This is a genomic window from Sphingobacterium sp. UBA6320 (assembly GCF_002440335.1).
Taxonomy (GTDB): Bacteria; Bacteroidota; Bacteroidia; order Sphingobacteriales; family Sphingobacteriaceae; genus Sphingobacterium.
This window is the reverse complement of the sequence record NZ_DJTA01000010.1, coordinates 14,879-39,762: the sequence shown is the minus strand read 5'-3', so window position 1 is coordinate 39,762 and position 24,884 is coordinate 14,879. Positions and strand designations below refer to the sequence as shown.

22 protein-coding genes are annotated in these 24,884 nt (G+C 37.2%); 15 read left to right on the top strand and 7 right to left on the bottom strand.

Annotated features, from left to right (window positions below):
• Positions 1 to 13: 13 nt before the first annotated feature.
• On the top strand, positions 14 to 1,621 hold the full coding sequence (locus tag B3P23_RS06045; protein ID WP_293925069.1) for an acyl-CoA carboxylase subunit beta: 1,608 nt from the start codon (positions 14 to 16) through the stop codon (positions 1,619 to 1,621).
• 111 nt (positions 1,622 to 1,732) lie between these two features.
• On the opposite strand, the gene B3P23_RS06040 is transcribed toward B3P23_RS06045, so the two are convergent.
• On the bottom strand, positions 1,733 to 3,640 hold the full coding sequence (locus tag B3P23_RS06040; RefSeq protein WP_293925067.1) for an acetoacetate--CoA ligase: 1,908 nt from the start codon (positions 3,638 to 3,640) through the stop codon (positions 1,733 to 1,735).
• A gap of 210 nt (positions 3,641 to 3,850) precedes the next feature.
• Positions 3,851 to 4,897: a ferredoxin--NADP reductase gene (locus B3P23_RS06035; protein ID WP_248753350.1), complete on the bottom strand. Its 1,047-nt coding sequence runs from the start codon at positions 4,895 to 4,897 to the stop codon at positions 3,851 to 3,853.
• A 253-nt stretch (positions 4,898 to 5,150) separates the two neighbouring features.
• On the opposite strand from B3P23_RS06035, the gene B3P23_RS06030 reads away from it, so the two are divergent.
• Entirely contained in the window at positions 5,151 to 6,110 is a 960-nt protein-coding gene (locus B3P23_RS06030; RefSeq protein ID WP_293925065.1) for a helix-turn-helix transcriptional regulator, read from the top strand.
• 7 nt (positions 6,111 to 6,117) lie between these two features.
• Here the strand turns inward: B3P23_RS06030 and B3P23_RS06025 are convergent, their stop codons facing one another.
• The 3 genes from B3P23_RS06025 to B3P23_RS06015 are packed head-to-tail and all read right to left on the bottom strand — an operon-like array spanning position 6,118 to position 9,845.
• The gene (locus tag B3P23_RS06025; protein WP_293925063.1) at positions 6,118 to 7,947 is read right to left on the bottom strand and encodes a heme ABC transporter ATP-binding protein; all 1,830 of its coding nucleotides are present in this window, start codon (positions 7,945 to 7,947) and stop codon (positions 6,118 to 6,120) included.
• Positions 7,948 to 7,950: 3 nt separating this feature from the next.
• The gene (locus B3P23_RS06020) at positions 7,951 to 8,985 is read right to left on the bottom strand and encodes a FecCD family ABC transporter permease (RefSeq protein WP_293925061.1); all 1,035 of its coding nucleotides are present in this window, start codon (positions 8,983 to 8,985) and stop codon (positions 7,951 to 7,953) included.
• A gap of 8 nt (positions 8,986 to 8,993) precedes the next feature.
• On the bottom strand, positions 8,994 to 9,845 hold the full coding sequence (locus B3P23_RS06015; protein WP_293925060.1) for a heme/hemin ABC transporter substrate-binding protein: 852 nt from the start codon (positions 9,843 to 9,845) through the stop codon (positions 8,994 to 8,996).
• Positions 9,846 to 10,135: 290 nt separating this feature from the next.
• Between B3P23_RS06015 and B3P23_RS06010 the strand changes: the two genes are divergently transcribed.
• From B3P23_RS06010 to B3P23_RS05985, 6 genes are all read left to right on the top strand, one after another.
• Positions 10,136 to 12,505, top strand: coding sequence for a TonB-dependent receptor (locus B3P23_RS06010; protein ID WP_293925059.1), 2,370 nt, complete (start codon positions 10,136 to 10,138; stop codon positions 12,503 to 12,505).
• A gap of 4 nt (positions 12,506 to 12,509) precedes the next feature.
• Positions 12,510 to 13,229: an HmuY family protein gene (locus B3P23_RS06005; RefSeq protein ID WP_293925058.1), complete on the top strand. Its 720-nt coding sequence runs from the start codon at positions 12,510 to 12,512 to the stop codon at positions 13,227 to 13,229.
• 18 nt (positions 13,230 to 13,247) lie between these two features.
• On the top strand, positions 13,248 to 13,808 hold the full coding sequence (locus B3P23_RS06000) for a biliverdin-producing heme oxygenase (RefSeq protein ID WP_293925057.1): 561 nt from the start codon (positions 13,248 to 13,250) through the stop codon (positions 13,806 to 13,808).
• 18 nt (positions 13,809 to 13,826) lie between these two features.
• Positions 13,827 to 14,918, top strand: a complete 1,092-nt coding sequence (locus tag B3P23_RS05995) for a hypothetical protein (RefSeq protein ID WP_293925056.1) — start codon at positions 13,827 to 13,829, stop codon at positions 14,916 to 14,918.
• Between the two features lie 422 nt (positions 14,919 to 15,340).
• Complete coding sequence (brnQ, locus tag B3P23_RS05990) at positions 15,341 to 16,633, top strand: branched-chain amino acid transport system II carrier protein (protein WP_293925055.1); 1,293 nt, start codon at positions 15,341 to 15,343, stop codon at positions 16,631 to 16,633.
• Between the two features lie 397 nt (positions 16,634 to 17,030).
• On the top strand, positions 17,031 to 17,747 hold the full coding sequence (locus tag B3P23_RS05985; protein WP_293925054.1) for a superoxide dismutase: 717 nt from the start codon (positions 17,031 to 17,033) through the stop codon (positions 17,745 to 17,747).
• An 86-nt stretch (positions 17,748 to 17,833) separates the two neighbouring features.
• Here the strand turns inward: B3P23_RS05985 and B3P23_RS05980 are convergent, their stop codons facing one another.
• Together B3P23_RS05980 and pyrE are read right to left on the bottom strand one after the other, a co-directional pair.
• The gene (locus tag B3P23_RS05980; RefSeq protein ID WP_293925053.1) at positions 17,834 to 18,232 is read right to left on the bottom strand and encodes an SRPBCC family protein; all 399 of its coding nucleotides are present in this window, start codon (positions 18,230 to 18,232) and stop codon (positions 17,834 to 17,836) included.
• A gap of 18 nt (positions 18,233 to 18,250) precedes the next feature.
• Positions 18,251 to 18,898 carry an orotate phosphoribosyltransferase gene (gene pyrE, locus B3P23_RS05975; RefSeq protein ID WP_045752542.1) on the bottom strand — a complete coding sequence of 216 codons (648 nt, stop codon included), beginning with the start codon at positions 18,896 to 18,898 and terminating at the stop codon, positions 18,251 to 18,253.
• 22 nt (positions 18,899 to 18,920) lie between these two features.
• Here pyrE and B3P23_RS05970 point away from each other — a divergent pair, with 22 nt between their 5' ends.
• From B3P23_RS05970 to gap, 7 genes are all read left to right on the top strand, one after another.
• Entirely contained in the window at positions 18,921 to 19,508 is a 588-nt protein-coding gene (locus B3P23_RS05970; RefSeq protein WP_248753338.1) for an NUDIX domain-containing protein, read from the top strand.
• 52 nt (positions 19,509 to 19,560) lie between these two features.
• The gene (locus tag B3P23_RS05965) at positions 19,561 to 20,280 is read left to right on the top strand and encodes a 3-ketoacyl-ACP reductase (protein WP_293925052.1); all 720 of its coding nucleotides are present in this window, start codon (positions 19,561 to 19,563) and stop codon (positions 20,278 to 20,280) included.
• 54 nt (positions 20,281 to 20,334) lie between these two features.
• Complete coding sequence (locus B3P23_RS05960; protein WP_248753336.1) at positions 20,335 to 21,399, top strand: NADH:flavin oxidoreductase/NADH oxidase; 1,065 nt, start codon at positions 20,335 to 20,337, stop codon at positions 21,397 to 21,399.
• Between the two features lie 6 nt (positions 21,400 to 21,405).
• Positions 21,406 to 21,798 (top strand): VOC family protein, encoded by a 393-nt coding sequence (locus B3P23_RS05955; protein WP_045752538.1) that lies wholly within the window; start codon positions 21,406 to 21,408, stop codon positions 21,796 to 21,798.
• Positions 21,799 to 22,053: 255 nt separating this feature from the next.
• Positions 22,054 to 23,097: an AI-2E family transporter gene (locus B3P23_RS05950; protein ID WP_293925051.1), complete on the top strand. Its 1,044-nt coding sequence runs from the start codon at positions 22,054 to 22,056 to the stop codon at positions 23,095 to 23,097.
• A 96-nt stretch (positions 23,098 to 23,193) separates the two neighbouring features.
• On the top strand, positions 23,194 to 23,802 hold the full coding sequence (locus tag B3P23_RS05945; RefSeq protein WP_094773439.1) for a redoxin domain-containing protein: 609 nt from the start codon (positions 23,194 to 23,196) through the stop codon (positions 23,800 to 23,802).
• Positions 23,803 to 23,811: 9 nt separating this feature from the next.
• Positions 23,812 to 24,810, top strand: coding sequence for a type I glyceraldehyde-3-phosphate dehydrogenase (gap, locus tag B3P23_RS05940; RefSeq protein ID WP_293925050.1), 999 nt, complete (start codon positions 23,812 to 23,814; stop codon positions 24,808 to 24,810).
• The last annotated feature ends 74 nt before the right edge of the window (positions 24,811 to 24,884 follow it).

Genomic DNA, 24,884 nt, shown 5'->3' with positions numbered 1-24,884 from the left:
ATCCAATTATAACATGAATGAACTAATTGTAGAGTTAGAACTAAAAAGAGCAGAACTTCGCTTGGGAGGTGGCGAAGATAAAATCAAAAAATTAAAAGCAAAAGGAAAGCTCACCGCATGGGAGCGTGTCGAATACCTCTTAGATAATCACAAAGCTTATGTTGAAATTGCCCAATTTGCAGGAGATAAAATGTATTCCGAAGAAGGCGGTTGCCCAAATGCAGGTGTTGTATGTGTCTTAGGATACGTTAAAGACGAATTATGCGTCATTGTTTCCAATGATGCAACCGTAAAAGCTGGCGCTTGGTTCCCTATTAGTTGCAAGAAAAATCTTCGTGCGCAAGAAATTGCAATGGAAAACAAAATTCCCATCATCTATCTCGTTGACTCTGCAGGCGTATTTTTACCGATGCAAGATCAGATCTTTCCCGACAAAGAACATTTTGGACGTATTTTTAGAAATAATGCTAAAATGTCCTCGATGGGTATACCCCAAATTGCAGCTATAATGGGTAGTTGTGTTGCAGGAGGAGCTTATTTACCCATCATGTCCGATTACGCATTTATTGTTGAAGGAACTGGTTCCGTATTTTTGGCCGGTCCCTATTTAGTAAAGTCTGCTATTGGCGAGACGGTAGATGCAGAGACATTAGGCGGAGCAAGTACACATTCTGTCATCTCAGGAGTCACAGACAATAAATTTCCAGATGAGGCAAGTTGTTTGGACGCCATAAAAGGCGTTATGGACAAGCTTGGTGCACATCCAAAAGCAGGTTTCAATCGAAAAGAAGCTAAAGAACCACTACGAAAAAGTGCAGAAATAGCAGAAATATTGCCCCTAGATCGTACCAAACCCTATTCTATGCACAAGTTATTAGAAGCTTTAGTTGACCAAGGTACATTTGAAGAATACAAACAAGATTATGGCAAAACCATCGTCTGCGGCCTAGCACGTATAGATGGATGGGCAGTCGGTATCGTTGCCAATCAACGAGAAATAGTTAAAGCCAAAAAACCGGCTGGTGCCACTGAAATGCAGATGGGTGGTGTGATATATAGCGATTCGGCAGACAAGGCTGCGCGCTTTATCATGAACTGTAATCAACAATTAATTCCGCTGGTATTCCTACAGGATGTAACAGGTTTTATGGTCGGTAGTCGCTCAGAACAAGGAGGAATCATTAAAGACGGAGCTAAGATGGTCAACGCTATGGCAAATTCAGTGGTGCCCAAATTTACATTTATTATCGGCAATAGCTATGGAGCCGGAAATTACGCAATGTGTGGTAAAGCCTACGATCCTAGATTAATCTATGCTTGGCCTACAGCACAAATGGCAGTTATGAGTGGAGCCGCAGCAGGAAACACCCTGTTACAAATTCAAGAGTCTGCCTTAAAAGCTAAAGGAATAGACATTTCAGAAGAACAAAAGAACACCCTGTTAGATGATATTAAGAAGCGTTACTTCGAGCAGTTAAGTCCTTATTATGCCGCCGCTCGTATCTGGGTCGATGGAGTCATTAGACCGGATGAGACAAGAAATGTGATTAGTTTAGGTATAGAAGCCGCCAATCATAATCCAATAACAGAACGCTACAATGTCGGCGTGATCCAAACCTGATTACAAAAGAAAAAAATACTATTTTTTTTAAATAAAGCTCTGATTTTTAAAACCAGAGCTTTATTTTTTACATATAGCAATAATTTACTATAACACAAACAAATACCTCAACTAAAGAGAATTAAGCCAAAAATCCAAAGACTTAGGATCTTTCAATACAGCTACACTTACAGCCTTTTCTAGCGGAGCTCCCATCATAATTTTTTTCACAGGAATCTCTAATTTTTTTCCACTTAGCGTATAAGGTATCGCTGGCACTGACACAATATCATCAGGTACATGGCGCGGACTATAACTCTTTCTCAACTTTAATTTGATAGCAGCTTTAAGTTCGTCAGTCAGCAAAATCCCATCCCGCATCTGGACATACAGTGGCATCGTAGACGTTCCGTCTTCATGATCAAGACAAATAATTAAGCTGTCTGCCACTTCCGAAAAAGTGTTCACTATATTATAGATTTCTGCAGTGCCAATTCGCACTCCACCCCGATTCAATGTCGCATCAGAACGTCCATAAACGACAATACCATCGTGCTCGGTAAACTTGATCCAATCACCATGGCACCAAACACCCGGATATTTATCAAAATAACTAGCTAGATACTTCTCATTATCAACATCATTCCAAAAATATATGGGCATGGAAGGCATAGGCAACGTAATAACCAGTTCGCCCACCTCATTTTTTACCGATTCTCCATTTTCATTATAAGCTTCAATCTTCGACCCTAAAGTTAAACACTGTATTTCACCAGCATACACAGGTAACAACGGATTTCCAGACAAAAAAGCACTGCATACATCAGTACCACCACTTAACGAAATAATCTGTGCTTGCGGAAATTGCTGCTGCAGCCAACAAAAAGTCTGTGGGGGTAAGGGAGACCCTGTCGAACCTATAGTTTTAGGTTGATAACGCGGTTTTATCAAATCAAATTGCTGATTCGCGATATAATAAGCCGCACCCGCACCCACATGATCAATCTCATGCTCATCAGTAAAATTCCAAAAAGATAATTTTTCAGGGTAGACCAATGAGCCTTCGTAAATACACAGTGTAGCACCAACCAATAAAGAAGAAAGTGCATAGTTCCACATCATCCAACCAGTAGTTGCATACCAAATAAATCGTTCTCCCGCTTGCACATTCTGGTGAAGAGCCAAAGCTTTGAGATGTTCCAGTAAAATACCGCCACAACTATGCGTGATCGCCTTAGGTTTACCAGTAGTACCTGAAGAATATAAAATCCAGATCGGATGATCAAATGGAACAGCCTTAAAACGCAGTGGCAATCCCGTATCTTGTGATAAGATAGTTTGCCAGATTTGCTCCCCTACAAAAATGACATCCCCTACTAAACTCTCGAGATTCGATGCTAAATCGATCATTGAATCTTTCAGATCAAACAGTTTGCCGTTATAGGTATAAGCTGCCTCTGCAAACAGAAGTTTTGGAGCCACTTGAGCAAATCGCTCGGATATACTGGTTGCTCCAAAATCTGGAGAACAACATGACCATATCGCACCTATACTATTTACAGCTAAAAAAAGAGCGACAGAAGCCGGGCTATTTTTCAGCACAGCCACGACGCGATCACCTGGCTGTATTCCCTTCCCTAACAGGTACTCTTGGATAGATCGAACCATGACCTCCAGTTCCTTCCATGAAATCTCCTGAGCGGGTTTATTTTCCTCTTGAAACAAAAGAGCTGAACGATCTATGGTAGCTTGACGGAAAATATGCTCCGCATAATTTAACGTCGCACCTTCAAACCATTTCGAACCGATAAAACCTTGTGCAGATGCCCCAAAAACCCGTTGATAAGGATGATGAAAAATGACATTAAAAAATAAGGCTACATCTTCCCAGAACTCATCTAGATGAGAAACAGACCAATCCCATAGTATAGGATAGGAGTCTATGCTGAGCTGCCGTTTCTGAGATACAAATTCTTTAAACTGGTGTAAAGAAGACTCCTCTTGATAAGCAATAGAAGGCTTCCAAAGTAAATTACTCATTATTTTGATTCATTTGGTTTGAATCAAATCTACTGAAAATAATGTAAAATAAATGAGATCAAACGATTGATTTATAACATACAGATTGATCAATATAAAACTGATACTAATACATCATCATCCAACCTAGGATAATACGCCTGCAGATTGTAATACCAATAAAGGATCCATATAATCGCTGACAATATGACTATATAGAAAAAATTGATATTAAAATACATCTATAACCGTATCCGCTTCAACAGGATGTCCCGTACACAGCAATATACGTCCACTTTCAACCTCTCGATCAGTCAACACTTCATTATAAGTCATACGGACTTTCCCATGAGAACAGTTTGATATACAAGTACTGCACATACCCGACTTACAGGAATACGGGAGCTTAATTTTATGTTCTAAACCGACATCCAGAATAGATTTATTATAGGGGATATCCAACTGATAACACTCACCTTGAAAATTTAACGTAATCGAATAGGTGCTTTTATCAATCTCTTTTTCCGATTCATCATCATCGTCCTCTTCATTTTCAGGAAGCAAAAAAGTCTCACGCTTGATTTGAGACTCTTCAAAGCCCATACCCAGTAAAGTGAAACGACACAGATCCATATAGATGACCGGACCACAAGTGTAAAACAGAACATCCTGATGGTCAATTGGCAAATGACTTTTCAAAATTGAAAGAATATAATCTCTGTTCAAACGTGCTGTCATAAGATTTTTACTGTTGGAGTAAATCCATATAATCTCAAGACGATCTGGATATTTTACCGCCCATTCATGCAGTTCTTCTTTGAAAGGCGTTACCTCAGGAGAACTATTGCTATATATCAAGACAATTTTAGACTTAAGTTCCCGAACCAGTGCAGTTTTCATAATGGAAAACAACGGTGTAATGCCTATACCTGCAGCAAATAAAAATACTGTCCGTTCTTTATCACTAATAGGCTCATACGTAAAGAGTCCCTGTGGCTCTAGAGCATTCACGATATCTCCCTGTTTAATTTTATGATGCAAAAAACGAGAAATCTCCCCATTCTCAACTCGTTTTACGGTGATGCTTAAAGGTTCATCAACATCTGGCGAACTATTGAAAGAATACGACCTTCTCACCTCTCTGTTACCAAATTCAAAAGATAAAGTCAAAAATTGACCAGCCTTATAAGTTGTAAACTCCCCTGATACTGGTTCAAAATTTATGGTTACATTATGATTTTCACGAGGAATGATGTTCGTAATTCTGAGCTTGTGCATAACCAAAGATAGTATTCACATTGAGTTTTATCAAATCATAAATAGCAATAGGCTATAGATCTTAAAAATATACTTTGACAAGACTTAGAACATATGAAACTACCTCCATCTAATTAGCACAGCAATATTGATAAAGCTCCAATTCGATATATCACACACTACTTTTACATTAGATGTATATGCTATCACCTCGGGGTATCATACAATTTAATTATTTAGATTTATTATAAATAATGTATATTTGTAATTAGGTATGATTATAAAGGCAAAGATAAAACAACATAATGAATGGCTATTTTGGGAAGAACTTCCTGAAATCAGTTCCATCAATACCATTTTATCAGAAAAGCATATTGCGATCAATAAAAGTCCGATCAATATCAGCACGTATCAGATCCTCAGCAGAGGTCTATTTATACTCTGTGCAGATATGCGTGTATCAGCACCGGTCGATATTATCTCCGAGATAGAGGGCGAAGCTGTAGTGAGTCAATTTATACTCAGCAAATCGGAATCTGCCCATGGATTTACTTTCAGTAAGCACAATATTCGTTACATTCCATCGCTGTATGAAGAGCACCCCATTGAGAGCAACCAGGACTTTCTATATTTTATGGTCATTATGACGCCAGAACTCTATCAGAATATGATCAGCATACATACGCCGCTACATTTGGAGTTCAAAGAGAAGATGAAGGAAAAAAAAGTAATCTCCATTGTCGAAGAAGATCTTTTTGTTACCACAGAAATGAAGGGAATCATTGATAGTATCCGGACCACGACAAATAAAAACGAATTGAAACAGATATTCGTCAATGCACGTGTACTGGAACTAATCATGCTACAATTTGAGCAATTCAGTTTTATCAGTGATAAGCTAACAGATCTTTTAAAGATAGAAGACGTCCAAAAATTGGAAGAAGCACAACGTATCCTTCGGAATAGTTTTGTTAATCCACCGACACACAAGCAATTATCAAAATTAGTACTATTAAATGAATTTAAACTTCGTAATGGCTTTAAACAACATTTCGGGACGACCATATACAATTACATCACCCGTATCCGTATGGAAGAAGCAAAGCGTCTAATTTTAAATGAAAACAAAAACATGTATGAGGTGAGTACGATTGTGGGTTTTAAACATCAGGCTAGTTTTACACATGCATTTAAAAAATATTACGGCTTACTCCCTTCAGAAATAAGCCGTTAATTTACTTTTAAACCTTTTCACCCTGCAACAACGCACGCCAAGATTCCAGTTCAGGAACACCCGGTTTTCGCTTTCCAAAAAATTGAACAATAAGATTTCCCTGCTTGTCGTAGACTTCAAGTGCATGAACAATACCATCCGTAGAAGGTTTTCTTACCAGCCAGATTTGATCGATAGCATCCATGTTAAGATGCAGATTAAATTGCGGATCCAATACATTAAACCAGTTATCCATCGTTACAAGTTTCGATATTAACCCCGAATGTATTTGAATGCAGCCTTTGTTACTCACAAAAACCATTACCGCAACTTGCTGTTCAGAAGCCTGATTTAAGATCTCCGTGAATCGGTCCAATGGCAGTTGCTCTGCAAAGCCTGCTGGAGCTAAACGTAACGCTTGTGTCCGCTGTAAACTGTATTTTCGTAGGATACCAAAAAATTCATGACTATCCTTCATATTTAACCAATCTGATTGAAAACTATCGATATCCATCTCCGAATCTGGGATGGAGATGTCGCTCAATATTGCAGGAATATTGATTGTAAAATAGGTTTGTTCTGTGGCACGATGCGCATTTACGAGTTCTTCATACACCGGAAGCGGATTAGAGTCCTTGGTCAAATAAACTTTATGGACAGCCAACCCAGCTGTATCAAAGAACTGGATACTCCAAAGATCATTGACCTTTACAGCAAATGCATAGGCCCAATTCTGGATAAAAACACGTAGGTCAATATCCTCATTATGAAATAGGACGACATGTCCCTCATTGGAAGGCGTGGGATATGTACCTTTTCTTTCATGAACACATGCGTCGTTACGTGTCAGAGCCATTACGTGACCAAGACGGGGCAATTCTTGCAGAATAGCCCAAATATCATCTTTAAGTAACACCACATCATCGGATAACTGTGTCAATAGAAGCTGTGCTTCACTTACATTCAATGCTTTTGCACAGTCGTAAATCCTTGCCTTAGGATGCTCCCTCTTATAATTTTCGTATTTTTCTTTTAATTCCATAGCCAATTCATATTTATAATTTGAATTAAATTTTGCTGCCGAATAGTGTACTGTACAGGTATGTACTGACGGTGTCAGCGTAGCCATATCCGTACTCACCTTTGTTTGTACACCAAATATAGCATATATATTTTCAGGCTTGAGCACTTCCATCGGAGTTCCCTCCCACCATTTCCGTCCCGATTTAAGCATCAATACACGATCTGCATACTGTGCTACAAGATTTAATTCATGTAGAATGGCAACAACACTAAATCCGACAGCGGTCAAAGCTTTCGCAATGGCTAATGTTTGATGTTGAAATTGAATATCCATACTTGCCACGGGTTCATCTAATAATAGCAAGACCTCCTTCTGATCCCAGACTTGCGCCAATACCCGTGCAAAATGCACACGTTGCTGCTCTCCTCCCGACAATTGCTGTATTTTTCTATCTCCCAGATGTTCGACTTCACAGATGCGCATGCATTCAGCTATAGCCAGTTCATGTTGCTCCTGAGAAGATTTCAAATGATAGCGCCCCATGCGCACGACTTCTTCAACCGTAAAGGCCATGGACATACTATTGGATTGATGCAGAAAAGCTCTTGCACAAGCCAGTTCCTTCAATGAATAAGAACGGAGCGATTTTCCTTTAAACCATATCGATCCTTTAGCAGGCTTTAGATCGGACGCCAACATACGCAACAACGATGTTTTTCCGGCTCCATTTGCCCCTACAATTGTGTAAAATTCGCCTTTTTGAATAGAGATATCAATATCCCTTAAAATAGGACGTCCTTTAATTTCGTATGATAGTGATTGTACTTGTAGCATAAACTAGATTTTATTCTTGTCTCTAATCAGGATAAATAAGAAAACTGGAGTACCTAATAGAGCAGTAATAACCCCGATCGGAAGTTCCAATGGTTGTATGATCATTCGCGACAATAGATCAGCAAGTGTCAAAACCAAAGCACCAGCTATACTTGAAGCAATCAACACATAGCGATTATCAACACCACCGATCAATCGGATAGCATGTGGCACCAACAAACCAACAAAACTGATCACACCAGAAAATGCCACTGCGGCACCCACTGCTAAAGTTGAAAATAAAATAACAACAATCTTCAAACGGCTTGTATTGACCCCCATCATTTCGGCTTGAGACTCTCCTAAAGCAAAAACGTTCAATTGTTTGGCAAAAAGAGGTAGAATAACCAAAGAAACCAAAACACAAGGATATAGTACCTTAATATTTTCCCATGATGCTCCCGCCAAACTACCCAATGACCAAAACGTGATGGACCGTAATTGTTGTTCAGTTGCCAAATAACTCAATAATCCTGTTAAGGCTCCCGCAAATGCATTCATAGCAACACCGGCCAAGAGCATCGTCGCAATATGTGATTTCCCATTATTCATGGAAATCCGATAAACAATAAGCACTGTCAATGTCGCACCTAAAAATGCGGAAAATGCCAGAACGTAATAACCCAGGCTTGCAGAAATTAAAGGAAGTAATAAGCCTTCGAAAGAGATAACGAGTGCGGCAAAGAAAGAAGCTCCTGAAGAAATTCCCATTAAACCAGGTTCCGCTAATGGATTTCGAAATATACCTTGGATAGCTGCTCCACTGATTCCTAAAGCTGCACCAACTGCTATTCCCATTAGAATTCTAGGCAATCGTATTTGCTCCAAGACATTCACAGTCAGCTCATCTATACCTGATGAAGCTTTAAGACCTATCTTATGTAACAGTATAGAGCAAACATCCCAAAAGGAAACCGAAATCGATCCCATCCCTAATGAAAATATGACTACGATAATAAGTAATATGCTGAGTAGCGTGTAAATTAAGGTATTTTTCATTACAGCAACTATTTTCCAAATAATTTTTCGTGCAACTGCTGTATCGCCTGTGGTAAACGCATACTGAAACCATTTAACAAGGATGCATCCATAGCAATTACTCTTTTATTTTTACCTGCTGTAGTTAAGTTAACACCTGGCAACTTCAAAATAGCTTCTTTTCCTCCTAAACTGGACATCCCAAAATCAAATAACAAAATAACTTCCGGATTGGCCTGAACTAAAGCTTCTGTATTATATGTTTTGTATCCCGTAAAACCTTTCATCACATTTTGAGCACCGGCTAACTTGATTACCGCATCAACAGCGGTTCCTGAACCAGATACGCTCATTGCTCCTGCCCCACGTGCATATACAAACATCATTTTAGTTGCTTTATTCGATTTTCCCTTCGCAATTGCCGACTTTAGATCTTTCGATAATTGATCTGCGACCTGATTTCCTTTTGTAGTAACATTTAGAGCTTGTCCTACTTTGCGAACCAATCCTGTTAATCCTGCCTCAGAAAATTCTTGTTTAAACAAAACACATGAAATATTCAAGGTCTTAAATTGCGCCAATACAGCCGCACTGACCTCTCCTTCAAAACCTAGTACAATATCTGGACGAAATGAAGCAATTCCTTCAGCCGTAATTGATCTGTTTTTGCTCACTTTGGGAATCTCTTTCACATAACTTGGATAATCGCTTGTCACATCAACAGCCACTAGATTAGCACCTAGCCCTAATGCATCAACAATTTCCGTCAAACTTCCACTTAAGGAAACAATTCTTTTTGGCGTGTTGCCCTGTGCTATAGCTACTGTATAGCCAGACCATAAAATGATGATAAGCGCAAAATTATTTAATATTTTCTTCATATAATTTGTTCATTTATGAAGAACAAAAATGGGCTTATTTAAACTAATTACAAATAAAGGGTTCTGTTTGCAATACGCTTACACTAATACACAAGAGTAGATATAAATCACCTAAATACACTGGTAATAAATAGATTACCTAAACAGTGGGGAGCATTATGTCATTTAAATAATATCATATTGCACAAAAATTAATACGCTTCGCACAAATCAAAATACACAATGCATAAATAAACTTTGCCATTTTATGGAGATACTTGCATTATTATTTAGAATTATTACAAATAACTTTGAAGACAACACACTATCTATGCCTGCTATTTAGTTATCTTTTTCTGATCGGGAAAAGCAATTCAGTGCTTGCACAACAGAATGCGCAATTTCAGGGGCTTATTGTGGATGAATTACAAAGACCGTTGGCAGATGTTAGTATTTTAATCGAACCAGACCGATCTACGACAAAAACAGATAATCGTGGAAATTTCATTGTCAAAAAATTATATGCCGGAACATATACTTATACTTTAAGTGCAATTGGATATGAAACCTTAACTGGCTCTATTGAGTTGATCGCAAAAGATAAGCAGCTACATCGCTTCCAGCTTCATAAATCGAATCAAGTTTTAGATGAAGCATTGGTTAGGCAAGAGATTCAAAACCGTCCAACATTAATTGATCCTAAGAACTCTGCCATGCCGGTTACTATTATCGACAGGAAGGCAATTGAACTTATGGGGAGTAGACGTTTGGACGAAGTCTTAAAAGAACAGACAGGTATTGCCATTGTTAACAATACCGCTGGCGGTAACCGTTCTGTAGGTGTGCAGCTGCAGGGATTCTCTAGTGAATACGTCATGATCCTTATTGACGGACAGCCTATGCTCGGCAGAAGTTCCGGTAATTTTGACTTATCACGTATTTCGGTAACAAATATAGAACGTATAGAGATTATCAAAGGAGCTTCTTCTTGTCTTTATGGGAGTGATGCACTGGGAGGAGCGATCAATATCATTACCCGTTTAGGGAAAGTAACTCCTCAAATGCATGCAAATATTAACTATGGAAGCTTCAACGTATTGGATGCAACCTTAGAAGGTGAGACTTCCTTTAATAAAAATAGAGGAACAGCTTTACTCTCTACGAATTACTACCGTACGGATGGTTTTAATACAAACAAAAAATTTCAGTCAAGCGGAACCACAGTCCCACCCTACCAAACTTTTTCCATCCAGGGAAAAGTAAGACATCAATTGAAAGATAATCAGCATTTCATTGGCGCTTCAGGGCGTTATAACTATCGCCAATCGGATATGCACCGTGGTTACGGACAAGATTTTAGCACGCTAGATCAGCAAAAAGAAACTGACATCAATGCTTCATTGTTCTACGATAGCCGTTGGAATGAGCGCTGGAAATCACTTTCTACGTATTACGTATCGCATTATCAATCCGATAATAAAGTAACAGCACAGCAAAACAATGCCAATTTAGCTTCAGACAATTTCACACAGATGGTGCATCGTCTGGAACAACAATTTGCTTATCAGTCAGAAGGCTTAAATGTGACTATGGGATTAGGTGGAGCTATAGAAACTATGGATCTTGCTGAAAATTTTGACAACAAAAATCAGAAGAACTTCTTTTTATATTCCCAAGCGAATAAATCAATCGGAGAAAAAACCACTGTTGTTGCAGGATTGCGTTATGATCAGACAGACAATTACGGAGGGCGATTAAACCCAAGTTTAGGTGTGACCTATCAATTACTACCTCAGCTTGCTTTGAAAACAGGTATAGGAACTGGATTTAAAGCTCCTGACTTCAAGACCCGTTATCAGGTGTTTTACAACCCTGCTGCCAATTACTACGTTATCGGCAATGAAGTTTTAAACAGTACTCTGGATGAAATGGATGCCGCAGGACAAATTTCTGAACGTCGCAATTACATCATCAATCAACTTGATGGTAATTTAAAAGCCGAGCACAACACCTCAATCAATGCAGGTTTGACCTGGAAGCCGTTAACGAATACAACAGTAGAAGTCAATGTATTTCGTCATCAGCTTAAAAATCAAATCAATAGTATACAGGTTGCCACAGGTATGCAAAACATGGCGATTTATTCGTATCAAAATTTACCAAAGTCAGTCAATAAAGGATTTGACATATCTCTTTCTACTCGGGTATTAGAAAAAATCACAATCAATGCAGGTTATCAATATCTGATTGCCAAAGATATGAGTGTTATTGACAGTATAGAGCAAGGGAATTGGCCATTTAATACCTTAAGAGATCCAAAGACCGGTGAGACGTTTAAACCAACATCAAAAGACTACTGGGGCTTAGAAAACAGATCAAGACATCAATTCAACGTAGGTGCAATTTATCAAGCTCCTTGGAATCTGACAATAAATGCACGCGCTAACTACAGAGGGAAGTATACATTTTCAGATGCAAATGGCAATCATTTTATTGATCGTTTTGACACATTTGTCAATCAGCATATTCTCTATAATGCAACTATTGAAAAAAAGTTTGACAAACTTCCGCTAACTGTCCGGGTTACTGGAGAAAACCTCGGAAACTATATTAATTATTTAATTCCAGGCCAAATTGGTCGAAGTGTATCCTTTGGCCTATCCTACAGATTAATAAAGTAAAAAGATGAAATTATCCATAAAAATACTCTTTTATAGCTGCATCGCAACAGTGTTTACTTCATGTTTTAAACCCAACATAGAGCCAGATATCTTAGCCGACGGAAAAAGTGCGATCATAAAAGATCTTGCAGGTGATGTAAATGCTTATGTTGGAGCTGGTGTTGGTGGCGGAAACCCCAAAGAAACAAGAGACTTTTATACCTTCCTATTTCGGTTTTCAGATCAAAACCAGACCTGGTTAAAAAATCATACCGATTCGGTCACGAACTTTGCAAAAACAGATTGGGATCTTGCCTTTACAGGGCAATACAATGGAACACTTTTTATTAATGATGGAACGATGGAAAATAATCCCGCTTACGGAAATCCTTCAAGACACCGCATTGTACTGATTAAAAAGCCATATGACCAGGTCGATTCAGCTCCTGAGGATATTGAATTTGAAAACTCAAAGATAAACGCATTCGGTATTATTATGGATGCCGAGTCATCAGGCTGGTATGATTATAATATACAGCGTCACTTGGTACAAGCCATGCCTGACCGCACCTATGTCATCCGTTTAAGTAATGGAAAATATGTCAAACTACAAATGATCAGTGTATATCAAGGTATTCACAATTTTACGCCTATTACTGACCTATACTGGCCTGCCCCCTACTTTACTTTCCGATATTTTATACAAGAAGACGGAACAAAAAATTTAAAAACGAGTAATTTATAAAATTAATAAGCAAATATCATGTTAAACTTAAAAATCAAAGAAGCCACAAAAAATGGCCATCAAGAGTTAGAAAAAAATGTTATTTTTAAATTGAAGGCTATTGAAAATAACTTAGATTATGCAGAGGTATTGAAATATTTCTATGCTTATTTCAATGCTGCAGAAGGAAACATTGAAGCGGCATTACCAACAAGCTTAGCGTCTTACTATGCCACACGCAGAAATGCATCACATGTTGCCAAAGATATCATTGAACTTGGTGGTAGTTTAGAAAACTTACCTGAAGTTGTGTTACCAACGATCAGCACAAAAAACCAAGCGATCGGTGCCCTATATGTATTAGAGGGATCTATCATGGGGGGACCACATATTGTCAAAATGCTTCAACATAGAGGTATAGCCTCAGGATTCAACTTTTTTAATGGTTATGGTGACCAATCAATGGAAAAATGGGCGGAGTTTACTGCAATTATCAATGCAGAAGTTGCCGAAAATGACGAGCAAGAAGCTATTGACGCTGCATTAGCGACATTTGAAGCCTTTACCAATACCTTTAATTCAAAAGCAGTTGTCTCGTAATTTTAAATCCGTCTAATCATGAAATCATCACACAAATTAAAAAGTATCCTGTGTGTTAGTGCTATTGCACTGACCTCTTTTCAATTTACAGCTTGTAAAAAAGATAAAGTTGAAGATCCAATAGAAGAAGAAGTTTTCAAAACGGAAGGACTTAATGTTGCAGTACCAAGTGGTAAAACCATATTTTACGACTTAAAGAAACAAGAAGATGCGACAGAAAGCTCTTATACGTTTAAACTTTCAGGTATGTATGGGTCTCGTTTAGATTTGGGAAACCAAGGCTATCAAATGGGATATTTTGACTTGAAAAATACGAGTATCACAGATATTAAATTGACCAATACAGCAGACTTTAACCAATTGGATGTTAAAGAAACAAATTTCTTAACCATAGATGCATCAACTGCAGGAGAACCGGCAAACGGTCCAACTTGGATTATTTATGACTATAAAAATAATCATGCTGTATACCCGACTGCAGATCGTTATATTGTATTCTACAAAAAAGCAGACATCACAAGTGGTGCACAAACTGAAGTCATCATTATGCAAGCAGATAAAGTAACAGCCAAAGATGGAAATGCACGATACCAATTAAAATCGGAATCGCATGATATCAATATCCTTAAAGAAAAAGAAGTAAAAACGGGTACTGTTGCTGTTGCTTCGGGGAAAACAGTATTTTACGATTTATTAAATGATAAAAGTACTGAAACTGTCGAAACAAGTCTAGTAAATTTCTCAGGGACTTCCGGTACTACGCTTAAGCCAAGTACAACAGCTTATAAATTTGGATATTTTGATTTAAAAGGAAAAGCTATTGAAGATATCAAAATCGCGAACTTAAAAGAACTTGATTTCAAAGAAGCAACATCATTAGGATTAGATGCCACAAGCATGAACGTACCAGTAACAGGTCCAACATGGATGGTGTACGCAGGTGCTCCAACACATGCTGTATATCCTACTGCTGATCGGTATGTATTATTGTATAAAGGAACATCATTATCTGAAAATCCAAATGAAGTCATCATCTTCAAAGCAAATGAACTTGTTACTGCAGGTAGAGATGTGACCTTTAAATTGAAAATAAAGCAGTTTATTAAATAGACCTAAAAGTCAATTTTATAATAGCATGAAGCATCTTGACATAAATCAAGATGCTTTCTTATTTTTAATAAGATGTATGATATCTCCGTGACAGTCGAGCTTTTTTTGAGATCAATTGATTTCAGCATAACTTAGGAAAGATAAAAAAAATCTTAGATCTGATCATTTTGCGCAGCAACACAGACGTTCAAACTACTGCAAGCATATTGCTTACACAGCATTTGATTTCCCCAACTTAGTCAACAATATAAATAAGCTATTTAAAAACAGCGCTACTTATTTCTTGTTTAATTGGGAAGTCCTACTATATTTGCCGTTCGATAATACTATTTACATTTCAAAGATCTACAACGTGCAGACTATGAACACTCTTGTGTTGATAAGAAGCTCAGACCTATTTGAAAGGACATAATTAACTATTGATGAAACAAATCAAAGATATTACCACACTAGGATTCGCCTTATTTGCCATGTTTTTTGGAGCAGGAAATCTACTCCTTCCTCCTTTTATAGGGCTCCATGCGGCGGATCAATGGGATTGGGCAATAGTAGGTTTTGGGCTCACAGGTATTTTACTTCCTCTATTAGGCGTTTTATCGATTATCAATTCAGGTGAATCATTCAAAGATTTAGGTAATCGAACTCATCCTCATATAGCCACTATACTGGGTATTATCATCATGTTGGGTATAGGACCATTAATTGCCATTCCGAGAACAGCCGCAACTACTTTTGAAGTAGGTTTATTGCCTGCATTTCCAAACCTATCTCCCATCTGGGGTTCAATACTATTTTTTGCGGTTACTTTTATCCTTTCTATCCGCCCTTCCAAAGTCGTGAATGTCATTGGAAATTTTCTGACACCGTTACTTTTGATTTTATTGATCGGTATGATCATCATGGGAATTTTGTTTCCGTTATCACCGAATATCGCACAACAGATGGAATCCATGCAGGCCTTTAAGCTTGGTTTCATAGAAGGATACCAAACATTGGATGTGTTGGCTTCTGTCATTTTTAGTAGTATCATTATCGCAGCCGCTAAAGCCAAAGGATATGAAAAACGTAAAGATAAAAGTAGAATCGTCACGAGTGCAGGATGTCTTGCCACCTTTTGTCTACTATTGATATATGGTGGTTTAATATTTTTAGGAGCTAAATCTGGATATCCCGTATCTACTGATGTGAAACGTGCCGAATTACTCCTGTTTATTTCAAATAAAATATTTGGGACTTATGGCGTATTAGCCATTTCGATCAGTATAGCATTAGCTTGTTTAACAACTGCTATTGCATTGACCTGTGCTGTCGGTACATTTTTCAGTCAGTTGTTTAATAATCGAATTACCTACGAGTGGATTGTTATTATTTGTTGTCTTTTTTCAGCAGTACTTGCCATTACAGGAGTAGAATATATTATTCAGATTGCCTATCCTTTTTTAGCATTCATCTACCCGATTGTCATTACCCTTGTACTTTATGTGTTGATTTTTGGACGTTTTATAAAGGCTAGATTACCCTATATAGGAGCTTTAGCAGGAACTACCCTATTTTCTACGATCTATCTGCTAGCAGGATTTGACATCCATATACGAGGTGCAGAAAAAGTGCTACAATCAGTTCCATTAGCCGGATATGAGTTATGGTGGGTAGTCCCCTCCATAATTGGATTTGCTATATTTTTAATATGCGAAAAATTAAAAGCTAAGCAATAATTACCTTTTATAATAAGGATACGTAGAAAATACAACTTAATTTAAATAGTCAAGCTGAGTCTAAAACAAAAGCATTTCACTAGGCTTTATTAAACTATTGGAAACTATATACAAAAAGCCCAACATAAAAATTACCACCTTCATAATGATGGTATCGATAACATCAACACTTTATCACAATTAGTTAATAATAAAAGTTAATACAACTTGAGCTATTATATTACAATGTAATTTTATTAACATTAATAGACGATAAACACAATATTTATATTTTATAAAATATGCAAAAAGTCATGATTAGGTAACATTCTCGTTCTCTTCCAAAATTTCCCGCAATAAAGAATAATAAAACTAAAAAAACACGTTATATTACTACTATTAACTTAATAATAAAAGAATGCAAACACGTAGAAATTTCCTTCACAACACCGCTAAGGCAACATTGGCTGTCGCTGTATCGGGCAGTGTTTTAACTAATTTAGCACAAGCCGAACCTGCACGTAATCAAGCCGCTCCTCTTTCTTTTAGTCAAATCAAATTACCGTACGCGTATTCCGATCTGGAGCCAAATATTGATGCGATAACAATGGAAATCCATTACACAAAGCATCATGCTGCATATATCAAAGCGATCAATGAAGCGATCGTTGCAGAAAACATTTCGGAATCATCAGAAGAACAATTACTAGCAAATATTTCTAAATATTCTGCTAAGGCTCGAAATAATGCTGGGGGAGCATGGAATCACAATTTCTTTTGGGAAAATTTATCCGCAAAGCAGACGGGACCTTCTGAGAAAACAATGCAACTGATTACTTCATCTTTCGGAAGCATGGAAAAATTCAAAGAACAGTTTGCAACGGCTGCAACTTCGAGATTTGGTTCTGGATGGGCATGGTTGATCTTAGACGAATCTGGTAAATTAAAAATTACATCTACAGCCAATCAAGACAATCCATTGATGGATGTAGTAGATCAAAGAGGAATTCCTGTTTTGGCTCTTGATGTATGGGAACATGCCTATTACCTACACTATCAAAATAAAAGAGCCGACTATATCAAAAACTGGTGGAATGTTGTGAATTGGAAAATAGTACACGAAAGACTTGCATAAACATATTACTATAAACTCAAAATGTCTTCCAAATTGGAAGACATTTCTTTATAGACTGAAAATTTACAGGATAACATAGGGATAGATTATCCTAAAATCTCTTTCAATTTATTCACTTGAAAATCAGCTAATTTTTGCAATGGACCAGATGCGATCATTTTCATCATCATATTCAGATCAGCATCAATCGTAAATGTTGCTATTGTTGCATCAGCTGCTATTGCTGACAAAGTCCACTTTAATGTAACATCAAAAGGAGCTTTTTCTGCTGGCACTAACTTTATTTCTTGGTCTACGATACGTTCCTCAACTTTCAAGACCAATTTAGCCATATTTTGGATTGTAAAGCGTGCCTCATCAGTAGTGGAAGACCAATTATAAATGTTTTCAGGCATCAATTGCTCATGATTATTTAAATCTGTTAAAAAAGTAAAAACCTCTTGAACTGACTTATCAATCGTTACATTATTCTGAATCGTTGTCATAAAAATTTTCTTTATTTATTAAACTGTCGGTGACCAAGTCGATGGATTTTTTCTCCAATCTTTCAATAGCTCGACATCTTCTTCAAAAATAAAACCATTTTCTGCCGCCACTTGAATAAGGGAATTGTAATCACAAAGACTGTGGAAGGTACATTTTGCATCAGCAAAATTCTTCGTAGCCTCGTCAAGACCGTACGTAAATATAGAGACTAGACCTACTACATTACATCCTGCTTCACGCAGCGCTTTTACGGCTACCAAACTACTTTTACCTGTAGAAACTAAATCTTCAACAACAACAACACGCTGACCGCTAACAACCTCACCTTCAATCATATTTTGACGACCGTGATCTTTAGCACTACTTCTCACATAAGAAAATGGTAAACCCAAATCTTGAGCAACTAAAACACCCTGTGGGATACCTGCAGTAGCGACACCAGAAATCATATCCACAGATCCAAATTCTTCTTGAATCAACTTTGAAAGCTTCTGACGAATATACGTACGGATTGCTGGATACGATAAAGTAATACGATTATCACAATAAATTGGAGACTTCCAACCCGATGCCCAAGTAAAAGGGTTTTTAGGTTGCAATTTTATTGCTTTAATTTGCAATAAGGATTCAGCAACTTTTTGTTCAACCTCATTTAAATTATTCATGTCGCAAATTTATAAAATTTATATGAACCAATCTGTGCTAATTTTGGCAGATTTCGTTCCTACGGGCATTAAAAACCCTCAAACAATTGATGTTCAAGATATTGAACTTGAAAAACTTTTTAAATTATCTGAACAAAATGACATTCCTAGATCATTTTTATATATACACAAGGATTGTGAATCGGTTTTTCAAAAAATAAAAGAAAAACATAAAATTATAAAAGCGGCTGGCGGTTTAGTTAAAAACGGCGAAGGAGACTATTTATTCATTTTTAGACTTGGTAAATGGGACCTTCCAAAAGGTAAAGTTGAAAGCCATGAAAAAATGAGAGAAGCTGCAGTAAGAGAAGTAGAAGAAGAGTGTGGTTTAAAAATAGATTATCTCGGAAAAAAAATACAGACCTCCTATCATACGTATTATCTGAGAAATGGCGAATTTGTTTTGAAACAAACAAACTGGTATGAAATGGGGGTCAATAAAGTCCCTAAGCTAGTACCACAACTGGAAGAAGATATCACACAGGCTGAATGGCTAGATGCAAGAAACCTAAAGAAAGTGAAACAAAACACCTATCCCATTATTGCGCATATATTGGAGGACAATTTATAAAATTTTAAATTCTATTGACATTAAGCTTAACTCGAATAGCTACCTTTAAAACATGGAAAATATAGCTGGAAAAAAAGCACTGGTTACAGGTGGTGCTCGTGGATTAGGCAAAGCAACGGCCCTTGCATTGGCAAAAGAAGGGGTACATGTTGCCATCACAGGGCGCAATGAAGAGCAATTAAAATTGACGGTTAACGAATTAAAAGGTCTGGGTGTAACGGCTACATATGCTGTTTTTGATATTTCAAACTTAACCGCTGTACAGCAAGCGATTGAACAATTAAACCAATCATTTGGACAGTTTGATATTGTGATTAACAATGCTGGTATAGCTTCTTTTGGTTCTTTGATGGAGATGAGCCCGGATACATGGACAGATATAATCAATACCAATGTATTGGGTAGTTACTACGTCACAAAGGCAATACTTCCACAATTAATCCAAAAAAATGAAGGAGATATTATCTTTGTTTCATCCACAGCAGGATTGAATGGAGCGCCAACGACATCTGCCTATAGTGCATCTAAATTTGCTGTTATTGGCATGGCAGATTCGCTTATGCGCGAAGTTCGTAAACACAATATTCGAGTATGCACCTTGATGCCTAGTACCATTGCATCGGATATGTCCAAAGAATTAGGTTTGACAGACGGAAATCCTGAATCGGTATTACAACCTGAAGATTTTGCAGAATTGATTATTGCAAATTTGAAATTACCAAGAAGAGCGATGTTAAAATCTGCATCTTTATGGTCCACAAATCCATCATAAAAATTAAAGGAGCGCATGCTCCTTTTTTTATTTCATTTTTAATTTCTTTCGTATATGAGTATTTTATTTTCAAAATTAGACCTCAAGCATATCACACTTAAAAACAGGCTAGTGGTTTCTCCAATGTGTCAATATTCTGCTATTGATGGTTTTGCCAACAATTGGCATCTCGTACACTTGGGCCAGTTTGCGACAGGTGGCGCCGCCGCAATTATCCAAGAAGCCACAGCGGTAACTCCAGAAGGTAGAATCAGCGCTGGAGATTTGGGTATTTGGAAAGATGAACACATCGAAAAATTTAAAGAAATCACGACCTTTATCAAAGAGCATAATGCCATTCCAGGCATTCAATTAGCACATGCGGGCCGTAAAGCTAGTACGGGAAAACCTTGGGAAAATCATTATCAAATTTCACCTGAGGCAGAAAATGGATGGCAAACAGTCGCACCCTCAGCTTTAGCATTTAGACCAGAAAAAGAAGTTGCTCCCCTACCACTATCTATTGACGAAATTAAAGAGACAATCGCTGACTTTAAAATCGCTGCTCGAAGAGCTGTTCAAGCCGGTTACGATATTATCGAGATTCATGCAGCACATGGTTATCTTATACATCAATTCCTATCCCCACTGTCCAATATCAGAACAGATCAATATGGAGGTTCATTTCAAAATAGAATATTATTTTTATTGGAGATCATTGATGCAATCCAACAGGAGCTTACCTCACAATCGCTATGGGTCAGAATCTCCGCCACAGATTGGGCTGCCGATGGTTGGGACTTGGAACAATCTATCGCGCTTGCACATGAATTAAAAAAATGCGGCGTGGAAGTGATAGACGTTTCTACAGGAGGGGCGGTTGTATATCAAAAAATAAATGCTCAGCCCGATTATCAACTTCCGTTTGCCGAAGCAATAAAGAAAGAAACAGGCATCACAACAGCCACTGTCGGACTTATAAAAGAAGCCGTTCATGCTGAACAGATCCTACAAGATAATAAAGCAGATATCATAATGATAGCGCGCGCTTTTTTAAAAAACCCACATCTTCCATTTCATTTTGCAGAAGTCTTAGGAGATAAAATAGATTGGCCATCACAATATGAACGTGCTAAATAAAACAATATGCCACTAAATTTACAGCAAGTACATCACATCGCTATCATTTGTAGTGATTATGAGCGATCTAAAAAGTTCTATACAGATATATTGGGATTGACTATTATTCAGGAAGTATATCGCGAGAGTCGAAATTCATACAAATTAGACTTGGCTTTGAATGACAGCTATATTATCGAATTGTTTTCATTTACACACCCACCTCAACGAATTTCTAAACCCGAAGCTGTAGGTTTGAGGCACCTCGCCTTTGCCGTATCGGATATTGAAAAAGAAGTTCAGTTCTTAAAAAAGTTGCAAATTGCTGTAGAACCTATTCGTATAGACGAGTGGACACATAAAAAATTTACATTTTTTGAAGATCCAGATGGATTGCCTCTGGAACTCTACGAAATTTGATTCAATTAAGCTAGCTATACTTTAAAGCTAGCTTTTTTTATTTCTTTCAAAAAATTGCTCAATAATATTTAATATATTTCCCATATAAAATAATGTTTACCGTAGCAGAGATATCGATAAATTTGTTTTATATTATATGCAATTAGGTAAAACAAATTTATCTTAGTTTAGCAAATAAAGTACTTAATATTTACTTATTCTGAGGAGCCGACCATGAAGTATAAACAAATAAACAACAATTCGATTAACCAAATCATGTTGATAACGATCATTTTATTGATATGTATATTAATTTTCACAAATTTATCCTATTATTTACCGGGCTTTTTAGGTGCAGTAACACTTTACATCTTATTTAGAAATATATACCATACACTGACAGAGAAAAAAAGATGGAACAAATCAGCAGCAAGTATTTTTCTAATCAGTCTCTCTGTCATCTTTATCGTTTTCCCGCTGTGGGGATTGATCAATTACTTAATACCGCAGCTTGAACAACTTATTGTCAATCAAAAAGACATTCTTTCGAAATTTGATTCTGTAAAGGACTACATGCACAATAAACCGGTATTAAAAAATATAGATTTATCAGATGAAGCTATTCTCAATTCGCTCCAAAGATTGGCAAAATACATCCCAAATGTGCTGAATTCGGTTGCAGAAACCGTCGTTAATATCATTGTTGCTTTATTTGTACTTTATTTCATGCAGTACTATAGTAAGGAGATGGAATCAACAATTGGGCATGCGATCCCTTTTTCACAACAAAGTAAAACTGAACTTTGGAATGAAATAAGTATGATGGTCCGTTCAAATGCAATCGGAATTCCGATTCTAGGCATCTGTCAGGGGATCGTAGCCGGTATCGGTTATTGGATTTTTGGAGTCGAAAGCCCCATTTTGCTAGGCATCGTCACAGCTATTTCGACCATTATACCCGTATTGGGTACCATGACTGTATATGTCCCTACAGCGATCTACCTACTCGCAATAGGATCTACCGGCAATGCGATTGGACTTGCTCTATATGGATTTATATTAATTGGCGGTATTGATAATGTGCTTCGTTTCACCATTCTAAGAAAATTAGGCGATGTACCACCATTAATTACCGTATTTGGTGTTTTATTGGGGTTAAACCTATTCGGGATGCTCGGACTTATATTTGGGCCGTTGATCATTTCTTCTGTACGTGTATTACTAAAAGTATATAACAACGAATATGGCAAAGGACAACCAGCAATTATCGAATCAACATCCTTAAAAAACTTGGACAACGATCGTAATATCATCACCTAAACGGATCTAGATATACAGTACAATGTCATTATGAGCATTTTTAAAATTTAAATTCAATATTTTTTATAGTTTTGATAGATAATTGATACCATTACCATGAATAAAAAATTAATATTAGGCATATCAGGAATTTTAACAGCATCTATGCTTTTCTCCTGCAATTCAAATAACAAAACCCAAGAAGCAACAAAAACTGAAGCTCATGACGAACATGATGGTCACGACCATAGTGCACACGATCACAGTGCTCATGAAGCAGCTCCTGCTGCCATGGCAAAAGAAGCCGCTAAAATGCTTCCAGATTTCACTTTCTATCAGTTAAAATCCGGAATTAAAGTTACAAAATCAGATGTATCAAAAGATAAAAACACCGTATTTATCTTATTTGATCCAGGATGTAGCCATTGCCAACAGGAAGCTACAGAATTGGAAAAAAATAGAGAGAGACTCAAAGATATCAATATCTATTACGTTTCCATGAATGATCCGGCATTAGTATTGGGATTTTTCGACAACTTCGCTCCAAAACTATCCAAGATGGAAAATGTTGAAATTTTAGTAGACAAGAACCAAGAGTTTATTCAAAAAATACATGTTCCAGAGCAGTTTCCAGCTAATTATGTTTATGGTGCTGATGGTCAGTTAAAGGCGCAGTGGGAAGGTGACAAAAATGTAAATGAGGCAATTGCCGAATTTCATAAATAGTAGTCAATTATGCATATTGCTATAAATGGGTTTGGACGTATTGGAAGGAATACTTTACGTAACATTTTACTTCGCGGATTAGATGATTTAAAAGTTGTTGCGATCAATGATCTTACAGATACAAAAACATTAGCTCATCTTTTCAAGTATGATTCAGTTCACGGGCCATTCTTAGGTACAGTCGATTTTGATGAGCATCACCTTATTATCAATGATCAACGGATTTTGGTAACCAATGAAAAAAATCCGCAAAATCTTCCTTGGAAGATTTTAGATATTGAAGTCGTATTGGAGTCAACAGGTCATTTTACAAGTAAAGAAAAAGCAAATTTACATGTACTAGCCGGTGCCAAGAAAGTAATCATTTCAGCACCATCCTCTGATAAAGATGTACCGACAATTGTATTAGGTATTAATGATAAAGAATTTGATTTAAACGTACCTATACTCTCCAATGCATCCTGCACGACAAACAATGTTGCTCCGCTGGTCAAAATATTAGATGAAAACTGGGGTATCAAGGACGGGTATATCACGACGGTCCATTCCATGACAGGTGATCAAAATCTGCATGATGCCCCCCATCGTGATCTTCGTAGAGCACGAGCAGCATCATCTTCTATTATTCCAACCACAACTGGTGCAGCTAAGGCAATTACCAACGTTTTTACTCATTTAGAAGGAAAATTAGGTGGTGCTGGTATACGTGTCCCTGTCCTAAATGGCTCTTTGACAGATTTCACCTGTACGTTGATACATCAACCGACAGTAACAGAAATCAATGCAAAATTTAAAGAAGCTGCAGAAGGTGAATTGAAAAATGTACTCTATTACACAGAAGACCCAATAGTCTCTGTTGATATTATCAACAATCCCTATTCCTGTGTATTTGATTCACAATTAACATCTATTGTAGGCGGGCTGGTTAAAGTTGTGGGATGGTATGATAATGAATTCGGTTATTCAAACCGACTTGTAGATCTTCTTGAAAAAATCAGTAAACTTTAAAATACGTATATCACATACTATTCAATATAAAAAGGGTCTCCATGGAGGCCCTTTTAACATAAACTATAAACAAA